We start from the raw sequence: 13,522 nt of genomic DNA on the forward strand, positions 1-13,522 counted from the left end.
AAACCCTTATTGAAAAATAGTTCGATGAAAAATAGTTCGATAAAAAATATAAAAATAGTTCAATATACACATTACTCCTAAATAGTTATTGACCCTTAGAAGTTAACTTATCTATGACTACGCCTCAAACTCCAGATTCTAATAACAATCAAGACCCTAATCAGCATCCTGCTCAGCGCGATGCTGAACGTCTTAAAAGACACTATCCTTTATCATTTTTGATAAAGATATTGTCACTGCTTTTGGTGTTGTTCTTGATAGTTTGTATTGTTCTTTATGTCATGGCGGGTACGTCCAAAGGCACTAAGTTTTTAATAGAAAAAATAGTTTCTGAGACTGGGGTATCTTTAGAGTATGGTGAAGGGAATCTGAGAGATGGACTTATTGTCAAAGACATCGCCTTAAGTGCATCTGAGGATATTGATGTCCATTTTGTTGATACCTATGTCAAGATTGGCTGGCGAGATATGTTCACCAAAGAAGTGCATTTACGAGATGCGGATATCAAACGCATCGAAATAGTCAATCATAAGCCCCCAACGGGTGATCCCTTTGATTATAAAACTCTAGAGCTACCGGTAAACTTGCGTTTTGATAGAGCCCGAATAGACCAAATTGTTTACAACCAAGTTGTTAAGGAGCCGATAGAGGTTAACCACATTTGGGCAGAAGATCTTAATTGGGTAGGTAGTGAAGTTGAAGTTGGTAATGCGCATATACTGTATAACGATCTTGTTAATGTGGCAGACCTGAATGGGTCAATAAACCTGACTGGCGACTATCCATTAGACCTATCAGCAGTGGTTACTGTTAAAAATTTAGAAAAAGCACATATAGATGCTTTTAACATAACCGCTGGGGGGAGCTTAAAGCGTACTGTAGGCAAAGTGCGAAGTCGTTATAATGACAGCGATGTACGCGGTGAATTTGTTGTTCAAGGTATGGACAGTAACGCACCTTTTGACGCGAAGCTATATTGGGACGAGGTTCGATTACCGTATGTAGAAAGCCGCAATATAAACTTATACCAAGGTGTTGCGGTTGCCTATGGGGTTTTGTCAGATATAGAGCTTAGAATTAATACGCGTCTTATTGGAGATGGTATTCCGAGTGGACAATATAGAGCCCGAACTAAGGTAATTGACTTTAATAAAATGCTGGTCGAACGCTTAACTGCAAATACGTCAGATGGTGATTTACTCGCTCAAGGTGTCCTGAACTGGGAAGACGATTTTACAATCAAAGCACTATTGAATAGCAGTGATTACCAAGTGCGCACGTTACTACCAGATTCTGTAAAATCTTATGCTCCCAAATATTTAGATGGTAAATTAGCATTTATTCTTAATACGAAAAATGACAAAAATTTATTGCAAATGAATGCGCATTTAGATCAGCGTGATGGTGAAACCATATCAGCGAAAATCGTACAAGGCGCTAAACCTAATAATCCACGCTACGATGCAGCATGGTATATAGATGCAAACTGGAAGAATCTTTATCGTGCTGATGTGCCACAACTTGACGTTATCGACAGTCCGTATGGTAAGGCGAACGTCCAATTACGTGGTGGTCTATTGTGGGTCGATGCCGATGCACGTATTGATAAACTAAATGTTGCACCCGCTGGTGATTACAGTGTACGCATGAACAAAGTTAACGACACTATTAAGCTGCGTAACCTCAACTATGATGGCGTAATGGGCGATTTAAATGGACAAGGCAATATCGTATTAGCGAATAATGACCAACCATTGAAATGGACGATTAATGCATCAACGAATGAGCTTAAACCACAAGTTTTATCCTCAGACATTCCAGTGACTAGAGTGTCAGGGCGTCTCAGTGCCTCAGGTCAAATGCAGGATATTTCAAAAGTAGTTCAAGGTAAAGTTGTTAAAGGGCAACGCCATATCTTCAATATTGATTCTACCAACTTATCTACGACATTAAATGCGCAAGTTAACGAGACAAATGAATACCGCCGAATAAATATAAGTGGTGATGGAAGGGGGTCTGTAAGCTTATTCGACGGGTCGCTACAAGCTTTTGCTGTAAAAGCCAATGGAATGTTAGATACCCAAGGCATTCCTAAAGGTAGTTTAAAAGTTGAAGCTAAAGGTACCCCCAATAACATTGCTATAGATACATTAAATTATGCAGGTGGTGCAGGACAAATAAATGCAAATGGTTCTATTAATCTCACCCAAGGCGTCGGATGGCAAATTAAAGCCAAAGCCAAAAATTTTAATATTGGATTGTTTGCGCCCCAAACTCAAGGCATTATCACGGGTGATTTAAATACTACCGGTAAATGGCGTGATAATAATACCAAACTTGGTGATTTAAGAGTGTTCTCGCTTAAATTTGATGGGTTAATAGACACCCCGCAGTTACCTGCTGGTAAACTTATCATAGATGCCGAAGGCGATGCGCATGCTATTAAGCTACGTCGTTTTAGTCATTCGGGTGAAGCAGGTAATGTGATTGCTACAGGTACTGTCAATGTTAACAAAGGAATCTCATGGGATATTAATGCCAGCATGAATAAGTTTAATGTAGGGTATTTCCTAAAAGACACACCAAGTACAATTACAGGACGCATCAACACAACTGGCACATGGCAAGATTCGTTACAACGTATCAATATAAACCAGATGTCGTTACAAGGCTCATTAAAAGGTGAACCTGTGATTGCTCAAGGTAAATTAACCGCATTATTACATTTGCCAAAAGATTTAGAGTCTTATCTGCAAATGTTGAAAAATGCGGACACCAACAATCAAGTCAAACAAGTAAGAACTCTTATTGAAACCTTAAAAGCAGACAATCTATTGGTGCAATGGGGTAACAATCAAGTTGTTGCAAACGGAGATGCAGAACGTCTTCAAGCTAAAGTTAAAATACGTAATTTAAGAGACATATCTAAAGACCTATCCGGCAATATATTAGGCGGCCTTACATTGGTTCAGCCTCAAAATCAGGCTCTGCCGACTATTTATGTTGATTTAACGGCTGAGAATTTGGTGTTATCAGGAATCAAACTCAATAAAGGAGTGCTAAAAGGTAAGGTTGTTAATCTGGCCAAACAACCGAGTACGTTGGTGCTATTGGCCACAGGATTAAGAACTACTGGTAATACCTTTCAATCTTTAAAAGCTGTTTTTAAAGGCACTGAAAAGCAGCATGTGCTGTCATTAAATGCTGAAACCGAACGCGCTGATACAGATGTTGCGATCAAAGCTATCGCAAAGGGCGGACTGGATCGCAATAGCTCAAGCTGGCGAGGTATTATTGGTAATGGTGAAATAACAACCAGATATGTTAGTTTAAAACAGAACCAGCCAGCCCAGCTGGTGGCGAGTTATGGTGGTAACGCGCCCAAAATACAATTGGCCGCACATTGTTGGCAGACGACAGATCAAAAAGGAAAGCTGTGTCTACGTGACAAGCTTATCGCATCAGCAGATAAAGGGATGCTAAACCTTGCTGTTCAAGATTTAAATACCACATTATTTGCACCTTTTTTGCCTAAGGATCTCTCATGGCAAGCCAAAGTCGATGGTAAAGCTGTCGTTAGCTGGCAAAAAGGAGTGGATCCATCTATCGATGCTACTTTCTATTCTGATAATGGCAAAATCGGTATGACACAGGATGATCAAGCCAGTGCTGTAACGCTACCCTACAAGCGGATCTCTTTAATTGTTAAATCCTTTGCAGAGGGATTAAAGCTTCGTACGGACATTGATAATGGTCAAGGAGCGCGAGGTTACGCAGATATTGTTATTGATCCTTTTAAAGAATCGAAACCAATTTCAGGTGCGCTGGTGCTGAACCAATTTAATTTAGCGATTCTCAAACCATTCTTCCCCGGTATGCGTAAACTTAGTGGCAACATAACGATGGCAGGGGGACTGGGCGGTACAGTATCTAGTCCGGTGTTTTATGGTGATGTAAACCTAAAAAATGCAACTGTAGCTATGTTAGATTTGCCTGTTAATTTAACCAATATTAATGCTAAAGGTAAAATTCGTGGACAAAGCGCAACAGTCAATGGCACCTTTTTGAGTGGTGAGGGACAAGGTAACGTCAGTGGCACCGTGAATTGGCAACAAGAGCTGCAAGCCAAGCTAAGAGTAACTGGAGATCGTTTGGTCATAACCCAGCCGCCGTTATTGTTCGCCGAAGTTAGTCCTGATGTGAATATAATTGTGAAACCGAATCAGCAATTCGTCAACATTGTTGGTGCTATTTCAGTGCCAAGAGCTACCATTAGACCACCAGAAGCCAACAATGAGGTAATCACAAAATCTGAAGATGTGGTTGTACTTGATAGACGCTTGATAGGTAATATTGATGAAGTACTGGCCATTTCAGAACCTTGGTCTATTAATGCTGATATCGGCATTGATTTGGGACCTAACGTCAACTTCCGTGGATTCGGTTCTGTATTACCATTAGCGGGAGCGGTTCATATCACTCAACAAGGTCGAGGTGTTATGAAAGGCGTTGGGGTTGTTCAAGTCAGTCGTCGTACCAATATTGATGCTTTTGGTCAAAGTCTTGAGCTTAACTATGGTCAAGTTAGATTTAACGGTGATTTATTAGATCCTCGTCTAAGTATTGAAGCTGTCAAAGAAATTGAAGGCCGCACCGTTGGTGTACGCGTTAAAGACAACGTGTCCAATCCGAATATTGTTGTATTTAACAATGCGGGGTTGACCAATCAACAAGCCATGAATGCATTGGTAACAGGCCGGATTAATGACTCTAATGCTACGCAAATTAGTGAAGAAGGGTTTAAATCTGAAGTCACTAACAACATCGCTGCTGCAGGCTTAAGTATGGGTTTGAGTGGTACCAGAGGCTTAACAAACACAATTGGAAATGCGTTTGGTCTTGAAAGACTAACGATTGATGCTTCTGGCACCGATAGCGATACCAATGTCAATGTGACAGGCTATATTACCCCAGATCTATATATACGATATGGGGTTGGCGTGTTTAATGCGCAAAGTAGCTTATCGTTACGTTATCAGTTAACCAGACGTATATATGTAGAAGCTTCTTCTGCGGCTGAAGACGCGGTTGATATGGTATATAGTTTCAAATTTTAGCTCTAAGTTATAGTTCTAAATGTCAAAGGTGTGTTCTGTAATCAGCGAACTACTAAACGTTTACAGTGTTAACCTCGTTAAGCCTACTCCAGTAGTACTTGAAATGGGTTGCCTTGTAACCATTTTAGACTACTTTGACTATATAGTGCTTTTAATAGCTATAGTGCTTTTAATAGCTTCGAGATATAAAATGTATATTGATAAAAAAAATCATAACTTTTATATAACTGAACAGACAAACAATAAAAGGGTGACAGTTTATTGTCACCCTTTTAAAACTTTATATGCAGTTATAAAATTTTCAAAGCGTTTAAAACAAAGCGTAGTTAGTTTAAACTGTTTGTTTGGTAAAAACTGTTTATTTAGTTAAAATGAGGCGATTGTTACGGGTTAGACGTAAACGATATTCTTCACCTTCATGCTGAATACGTACCTCTTTAGTTAGTGCAAAAAGATGTTGCGACTGAAGCATTGGAAGCTGGTTGTCACGGAGTTGAAGCGCTCGAGAGATAATAGTAGCCATGCTAGTGTCCTTTTTGTTTGCCGTGGTTAAATATCGAACTGAATGAGTATGCTATAAGATAAGTAAACTATAGAATTTAATTGATAATGATTATCATTAACTTATTATTGTTTATTTTTTCTTTTTATGCAAGCACTTTTTTAAACAAATTAATACATATATTTTTTAATAAAAATACGACTATAATTTGAAGAAATTAAAGCGAAAGTAGGCTTTAGTTTTCCTATTTAATTCTTAAATATTTGATTAACAGGACTTAATAGACATAATGAAAAAAGTTCAGGTAGCCATTGCGGTTATCAATTATTCGGATTTTTATCTTCTAAGCTATAGAAATGAATCTCAGCACCAAGGTAATCGGTATGAGTTTGTTGGAGGCAAAGTAGAGGGTAGTGAATCTGAAATGCAAGGTTTAATCAGAGAAGTACGTGAAGAGATTGGTTTAGATATCAATCAATATAGCCGCATTGAAAAAATGGGCGTCATAAATCACCAATATATCGATAATAAATATATAAACAATTCGAAATTAGTTAGTCTACATGTTTTTAAAGTGGTTTTATCTAGACAGCAGTATGATGATTTGAAACTTAAAGAGTATGGATGTGAAGGACAAAAACTTATATGGGTCAATAAGTTAGATCTAATCAATAATAAATATAAACTCCCTGATGCTAATATAACGATTCTAACTTGGCTTATGGGCTCTTAAAGTTTATTTATTTAAAATGAGGCTTGATAAATTCTAATAAAGTGTTGCGACTTAAACTATATTTAACAAGTATTTAGTCTTAAACGATTATAATAGTTTTGAATTTAATATATAAAATAAGCCTTAATAGACATCAATAGAAAATATAAAAGCTAATTAAAATTACGAAAACTTATAAAATGTTACTCAAATTCATGTTTTTAACATTTGGTATCTTTATACTACATTCGGTAGATAGATAACAAAAAGATATTATTTTAAAGTCGTCTTATTACTGATTAGCTTATAATCGTTTTATTTTATTAAGAATAGCTGATATTAGTGAATTAATTTAATTTATGTGCATTATTAAATAATAAAGTACAATTAATCGGAAAATATTAATGCTAGCTTAATAACTTTAAAACCAATTTTTTTTCAACTTGTGAATTTATTATGACTGAATTTGAACATGATATTTCGGAACGTACCTTTATGAGTGCTTTGCTAAAGCACACGGGTATCGCTTTAGCGATGTTAATCCCTTTAGCAGCATATACATCCTTAGCTCATGCATCTTCTGGTGTTCAGCCTAGATATAGTAATGATAATGCATCTTCTGGAGTTAGCATTGCTGGATCTAATACCGCAGCTGAAGGTCAAGTTAATTCTGAACCCACAGCTGTCGACGGTGTTGATTTAGAGAAATATGCTGGCCGCTGGTATGAGATTGCACGTCTACCTATGAAATTTCAAAAAGACTGCGCCTCAGATGTCACCGCTACCTATAATGTACTTAAAAATAGTTTGGGTGATATAAAGTCTGTCCAAGTTATCAATGAATGCCGAGAAGATGACGGCTCACTTATGCAAGCTAAAGGACTCGCCAAACCTGCCAATAGCTCAAACAGTAAGCTTAAGGTTAGCTTTTTACCAAGCTGGGTGCGCTGGGTTCCGGTAGGAAAAGCGGATTATTGGGTATTAGAATTAGATGATGAGTATCAAAATGCGTTAGTTGGTACACCAGATAACAAATTCTTATGGTTACTTTCACGCACGCCTGATATGTCAACCACGACCTACAATCGTTATGTAGAAAGTGCACAACGTCAAGGTTACAATACCAATAAGCTTAAAATGACTATACATAATCCTTAAGGTTTACTATTCAGTATTTATATTACATACGCTTAAGTCAGCAGATTTGAGCGTTTTTTTTATCTTAATTTTTTATATCGATTAGGGTTGCCGTCTCGTTTGTGCAATAGACCCTAGCTTATAAAGTCGATATGATTTAAAATCTCATTTTATAAACTAACATCTATAAACTTCCCTATTAGATAGCTGATACAAGCTATTGATAATTGTCCATTAGTAAAGTCGACAGTAAACCTGCTGACTGTATACTGTTGACCGTATATAAACATCTAAACTTCTTTTATCTTATCAAAGGATGACTATTGTGAGTAATGCTAATAAGCACCGCGAATTACATCAAAATCACTTAGCTAAATACCAAAACCAGAACAATCAAGCACATGATCTTGTGAGCATACTACATGATCTATATATCAATAGAGATATAAAAGTAAACCTATTTGGTGAAGCAATCAATGGATTGTCCACAGCGGATGTACTAACAAAGGTTCAGCAAACATCAACACGAAATAATGGTGTGGCGCTTGATATCAACGATATCTTGTCAACTGTTAAAAAAGTCGCTGATAATAAAGATATCTCTACAGCTATTATAGATGCAGGACAGTTGGTCAAAAATAATACATCAGCCAACGATGCTTTAAAAAAAGCAGACACTTCTCAAAAGCCAAACAGCACTGCATCTGACGTTGTATTATATGGTTTTGGTCGTATTGGACGTATTCTTACGCGCTTATTACTTGAACAGTCAGCCAGTGATAAAGGGCTTCAGTTAAGAGCCTTTGTCGTGCGCCCTGGTAAGGATGGTGATATTGCAAAACGTGCGTCACTGCTAGAACGTGATTCTGTACATGGGACTTTTGCAGGTTCAGTCGTTGTCGATGAAGAAAACCAAGGTATTATAGTTAATGGCCGATTTGTACAAGTTATCTATGCTAATGATCCAAGTGAGATTGATTACACCGAATATGGTATTAATGATGCCATAGTAATTGATAATACCGGTATTTGGAAAGATGAAGACGGCTTAGGTAAGCATCTAAAAGCCAAAGGGGTTAAAAAAGTATTACTTACTGCACCGGCTCAGGGTGATATCAAGAATGTTGTTTATGGTGTAAACAATAATACTATTGGTGAAGATACTATTGTGAGCGCTGCCAGTTGCACGACTAATGCCATCACCCCATCATTGAAAGTCATTCATGATGAATTTGGTATCGAAAATGGCCATGTTGAAACGATCCACGCGTTTACTAATGATCAAAACTTGATTGATAATTATCATAAGTCAGATCGCCGTGGTCGTAGTGCGGTCTTAAATATGGTAATAACAAGTACTGGCGCTGCCAAAGCGGTTGGTAAAGCGCTCCCGGAGTTAAATGGTAAATTAACTGGCAATGCAATACGTGTACCCACACCAAATGTAAGTTTGGCTATTTTGAATTTGAACCTTGAAAAAGCGCCTGAAAGCGCAGAAGCATTTAATGAGTTTTTCAAATTAGTTTCTGATAGCGATACTTGGCAGTCTCAAATTGCCTATTCTGATTCTACAGAAGCCGTATCCACTGATTTTGTAGGGACTAAACAGGTAGGTATTTTTGATGCCGAAGCTACCATCGTTACTGATAATCATGCCACTGTATATGTCTGGTATGACAACGAAGTTGGTTATAGTACTCAAGTGTTAAGAGTAGCTTCGCAAATGGCGGGCATTCATTATACAAATATTTCAGCTTAGTTTATTAGGCTCTAATTTATTATTAAACGTTAAAGACCAATTATGGTTAAGTCCAATTAAAGGCCTCAAAATATTAGACGACTGATCCTACAATCCTTTAATGTTATTTAGGTTATAATAAGTCAGTTGAATAAATACCCGATAATCTTTAAGGTTGTCGGGTATTACTTTTATATATCTAGGGTTAATTTAAAAATTAATAAGATCACATGAAGATCACATTGGATGTAATGATATTAGTACATATTATTTAAGACAATCAGGGCTGAAGCTATTATTCTAATAATTATTCAATTGTTTCTTAAAAACATTTAAGTTAGCGCGCAATCATTTTAACTATTAAATACACTGGATTATTAAGGTTTATTGACCCTAAAATAATTCTAAGCAATACATTATAAGTATGGAGCAATATTAATGCGATTTATCGATGAAGCAGTGGTTACTGTCAAAGCAGGGGATGGTGGTAATGGCATTGTGAGTTTTCGACGTGAGAAATATGTTCCGCGGGGTGGGCCCGATGGCGGTGATGGTGGTAAAGGGGGTGATGTGTTTGTCATCGCTGATGACAACACCAACACCTTGGTAGATTATCGTTATACCCGCCGGTATGATGCTGGACGCGGCCAAAATGGTCAGAGTAAAAACTGTTCTGGAAAGGGTGCGGACGATATATATTTGCGTGTTCCCGTGGGTACAACCGTGATCGACACTGAAACGGGTGAAGTAATTGGTGACTTAACTGAGATTGATCAAAAGTTATTAATTGCAAAGGGTGGTGATGGCGGCTTAGGGAATACTCACTTTAAAAGCTCTACAAATCAGGCACCGCGAAAAGCTACCTCAGGGTTTGAAGGCGAGTTAAAACAGCTAAAATTTGAGTTAAAAGTTGTGGCAGATGTGGGCTTGATTGGTTTGCCAAATGCTGGAAAATCAACTTTTATTCGCCAAGTATCTTCGGCTAAACCTAAAGTTGCTGACTATCCGTTTACAACACTAGTTCCTAATTTAGGTGTGGTTGATGTGGGTGTCCATCGTTCCTTTGTTATGGCGGACATCCCCGGTCTTATCGAAGGTGCTTCAGAAGGTGCAGGGCTTGGTATAAGATTCTTGAAGCATGTTGCGCGTACACGCCGCTTACTGCATATTATTGATATTAAGCCGATAGATGGTAGTGATCCCATAGAAAATGGACGAGTTATTTTAAATGAACTCGAACGTTTTTCATCTGAGTTGTCAAAACTACCGCAAATTCTTATTCTTAATAAGATAGATCAAGTTCCTGATGAAGCAGAGCTTAACGAGCTGTGTCTGCATATCGTAGCGGAGCTTGGATGGACGGGCGCTGTATTTAGAACTTCAACCTTAACTGGTGAAGGGGTTGATGCCGTCAAATATCATCTTATGAATGAGATTGAACTTGAAAAAGAGCGCGAAGAGGAAGATCCTTTATTCGCTGAAGCTCAGAAAGAAAGGTTTGAGCGTTTAGAAGAAGAGGTTCGCTTAAATACTGAAGAGCAAAGAGAAGCTTACCGCGCCGCACGTCGAGCCCAGCGTGAAGCCGCATTAGAATTTGACGATGATGATGACGATGACGATGGTGTTGAAGTCATCTATGTGCCTTAGTAAATAAGTACGGTTTAATAAGATAAGTACGGTTCAATTATTACCTTTTTACTAAAAACTACCTATAATTAATTTATTTTAACCTAGGTCTAATTATTAAACGGTAAACCAAATCCAGTGGTAGAAAATCATATGTATGATCAATCAAGCAATCAAAGTGTCATTTCAATGCCAACTCAGGATGGTGATGAACGGTTTGCTATTAAAGACCGTTCTTTCAATTTACAACGTGTCATCGTCAAGATAGGCTCATCATTACTTACCAATAATGGCAAAGGTCTTGATAGAACAGCTATTTACGAATGGGCCAGTCAAATAGCCAAACTACATAATGAAGGTAAAGAGGTCATATTAGTGTCCTCAGGTGCAATCGCAGAAGGGGTTGTGAGAATGGGGTTGGAGGAGCGCCCCAAAAGACTTGATGCCCTGCAAGCTTGTGCTGCCATTGGACAGATGGGTTTGATTGAAACATGGTCGTCAGCTTTGATACAAAGCGGTGTTCATAGCGCCCAAATACTACTTACTCATGATGACCTCTCTAACCGTGAACGTTATCTTAATACTGCCAATACATTGGGTAAGCTATTATCGTGGCGTGTCTTACCAGTAATTAATGAAAACGATACCATAACCGTTGATGAGATAAAATTTGGTGATAATGATACCCTAGGCGCTATGTCAGCTGCGATGGTAAACGCTGATTTATACATTATTCTCACAGATCAAGAAGGGGTATATACAGATAACCCCCGTGACAATCCCGATGCAAAAATGATACGTCAAGAGCGAGCGATGGCAGATTATTTGTTTGATATAGCAGGTGAAGGCGGTAAATTAGGCAGCGGTGGCATGCTGACTAAGATACGTGCTGGTCGTCTTGCAGCTATGGGGGGTTGTCCGACCGTTATTGCCAATGGCGCTATTGAGAACGTCATTAGCCGAGTTGCTTATGGCGAGCCTGTAGGAACGTTACTCAGTACCAATCAAAAAGATAAAATCATTGCGCGTAAGCAGTGGTTGGCCGCGCATTTACGTATGTCAGGTACCTTGTTCATCGATTCTGGCGCTGTCCATGCTATTTGTGTTCAGGGAAAAAGCTTACTGCCCGTGGGCGTGGTTGACATTCAAGGTGATTTTGAAAAAGGTGACGTGGTCGCTGTTGTGAATCATGAAACTAACGAACGTGTTGCTGTTGGTCAAGTAAATTTTTCCGCTAAAGAAGCAAGACGCGTGGCACGAGAAAAAACACAAGATTTTGATAAGATTTTAGGTAATGCTGAAGATCGTGTGGTGATGATCCATCGTGATGATATGGCTATTATAAATAAATGAATAAATGAATAAATAAATAAATAAAACATCCGTTTTAATTAAATATTTATCTATTTATTTAACCGCAATTATTTTAAAAGTTTTAACGACGCTAATAACTTAAATGATTTAAAGAGAGAACTATGACTAGTAATAACTCTTCTAATAATTCTTATAATGATTCACATGCATTTGCCCCTCTAAAAAATGATAGATTGTTAAGGGCGCTGAAATTTGAACAGATTGACGTAACCCCTGTGTGGATGATGCGTCAAGCAGGTCGTTATTTACCTGAATATAAAGCAACCAGAGCTGAAGCGGGTGATTTTTTAAGCTTATGTAAAGATACGGCGCGTGCCACTGAAGTCACCATGCAGCCGCTAAGACGGTTCGATCTAGACGCAGCGATACTATTTAGTGATATATTAACCATTCCTGACGCAATGGGTTTGGGCTTGTACTTTGAAACGGGTGAAGGTCCTAAATTCAAGAGAACGTTGCGTACTGAAGAAGACTTTAAACAACTTGAAGCCTTTGATGCTAAAGATTCATTAGGCTACGTCATGGATGCCGTCACTAGCATCCGCAAAGAGCTTAATGGTAAAGTGCCCTTATTTGGATTCTCGGGTAGTGCTTGGACTCTAGCCACCTATATGATTGAAGGCGGCAGTTCTAAAGATTATCGCCATACTAAAGGGTTGTTATACAGTCAGCCTGAGTTTTTACATCAGATTTTATCGCACACTACAGAGTGTATAATTGATTATTTAGATGCTCAAATAAATGCTGGTGCTCAGCTTGTGCAATTGTTTGATAGCTGGGGCGGCGCTTTAGCACACCGTCAGTTTGTGGAATTTTCACACAACTATAATAAAAGAGTCGTTTCAGAGCTTAAAAAGCGTCATCCTGATATCCCTGTGGTATTATTTACCAAAGGCGGGGGCGTGTGGTTAGATGTGCAAGCCGATAGTGAAGCTGACTGTTTAGGTCTAGATTGGACAATGCCACTTGATAGAGCGCGCGCCATTCTTGCTGATGAACAAAAAGCACTCACTAAAAAATACAAGAAAATCCAAAAGAGTAAAGCAGTACAAGGTAATTTAGATCCAGCAACCCTTTATGGATCACCTTCGACCATACAACAGTCGGTGAAGCTAATGTTGGACGACGCTTATGCCAATAGTGAGAAAACTGGTTATATTGCAAATCTAGGTCATGGTATTACCCAGTGGGTTGATCCTGATCATGCTAAAGTATTTGTAGATGCTGTACATGATTATAAGCTTTAGGATTTGATGAACCGTTTAGCAACTATGATAAAAACCATATTAAAAATCATATTAAAAATCATATTAAAA

General features: G+C 38.2%; 8 protein-coding genes. 7 read left to right on the forward strand and 1 reads right to left on the reverse strand.

The window, feature by feature from the left end; translation table 11 throughout:
* Positions 1-113 precede the first annotated feature (113 nt).
* On the forward strand, positions 114-5,117 hold the full coding sequence (locus AC21OH_RS03175) for a translocation/assembly module TamB domain-containing protein (RefSeq protein WP_491140036.1): 5,004 nt from the start codon (positions 114-116) through the stop codon (positions 5,115-5,117).
* A gap of 358 nt (positions 5,118-5,475) precedes the next feature.
* Here AC21OH_RS03175 and hemP read toward each other — a convergent pair whose 3' ends face one another.
* Positions 5,476-5,640, reverse strand: coding sequence for a hemin uptake protein HemP (hemP, locus tag AC21OH_RS03180; protein WP_486535317.1), 165 nt, complete (start codon positions 5,638-5,640; stop codon positions 5,476-5,478).
* 268 nt (positions 5,641-5,908) lie between these two features.
* On the opposite strand from hemP, the gene AC21OH_RS03185 reads away from it, so the two are divergent.
* From AC21OH_RS03185 to hemE, 6 genes are all read left to right on the forward strand, one after another.
* Positions 5,909-6,352 carry an NUDIX domain-containing protein gene (locus AC21OH_RS03185; protein ID WP_487371293.1) on the forward strand — a complete coding sequence of 148 codons (444 nt, stop codon included), beginning with the start codon at positions 5,909-5,911 and terminating at the stop codon, positions 6,350-6,352.
* A gap of 435 nt (positions 6,353-6,787) precedes the next feature.
* Positions 6,788-7,489, forward strand: a complete 702-nt coding sequence (locus AC21OH_RS03190) for a lipocalin family protein (protein ID WP_487371606.1) — start codon at positions 6,788-6,790, stop codon at positions 7,487-7,489.
* Between the two features lie 295 nt (positions 7,490-7,784).
* Complete coding sequence (locus AC21OH_RS03195; protein WP_487371607.1) at positions 7,785-9,227, forward strand: glyceraldehyde-3-phosphate dehydrogenase; 1,443 nt, start codon at positions 7,785-7,787, stop codon at positions 9,225-9,227.
* 417 nt (positions 9,228-9,644) lie between these two features.
* Positions 9,645-10,853, forward strand: coding sequence for a GTPase ObgE (gene obgE, locus AC21OH_RS03200; protein WP_487371608.1), 1,209 nt, complete (start codon positions 9,645-9,647; stop codon positions 10,851-10,853).
* Positions 10,854-11,021: 168 nt separating this feature from the next.
* Positions 11,022-12,185, forward strand: coding sequence for a glutamate 5-kinase (gene proB, locus AC21OH_RS03205; RefSeq protein ID WP_486535415.1), 1,164 nt, complete (start codon positions 11,022-11,024; stop codon positions 12,183-12,185).
* 122 nt (positions 12,186-12,307) lie between these two features.
* Complete coding sequence (gene hemE / locus AC21OH_RS03210; RefSeq protein ID WP_487371076.1) at positions 12,308-13,453, forward strand: uroporphyrinogen decarboxylase; 1,146 nt, start codon at positions 12,308-12,310, stop codon at positions 13,451-13,453.
* The last annotated feature ends 69 nt before the right edge of the window (positions 13,454-13,522 follow it).

The sequence above is a fragment of the Psychrobacter sp. CX10 genome, assembly GCF_057621575.2.

Coding starts and splice junctions, on each gene's coding strand:
- hemP (WP_486535317.1), bottom strand. CDS start 5,640: ATGGCTACTATTATCTCTCGAGCGCTTCAACTCCGTGACAACCAGCTT.
- hemE (WP_487371076.1), top strand. CDS start 12,308: ATGACTAGTAATAACTCTTCTAATAATTCTTATAATGATTCACATGCA.
- AC21OH_RS03175 (WP_491140036.1), top strand. CDS start 114: ATGACTACGCCTCAAACTCCAGATTCTAATAACAATCAAGACCCTAAT.
- obgE (WP_487371608.1), top strand. CDS start 9,645: ATGCGATTTATCGATGAAGCAGTGGTTACTGTCAAAGCAGGGGATGGT.
- AC21OH_RS03190 (WP_487371606.1), top strand. CDS start 6,788: ATGACTGAATTTGAACATGATATTTCGGAACGTACCTTTATGAGTGCT.
- AC21OH_RS03195 (WP_487371607.1), top strand. CDS start 7,785: ATGACTATTGTGAGTAATGCTAATAAGCACCGCGAATTACATCAAAAT.
- AC21OH_RS03185 (WP_487371293.1), top strand. CDS start 5,909: ATGAAAAAAGTTCAGGTAGCCATTGCGGTTATCAATTATTCGGATTTT.
- proB (WP_486535415.1), top strand. CDS start 11,022: ATGCCAACTCAGGATGGTGATGAACGGTTTGCTATTAAAGACCGTTCT.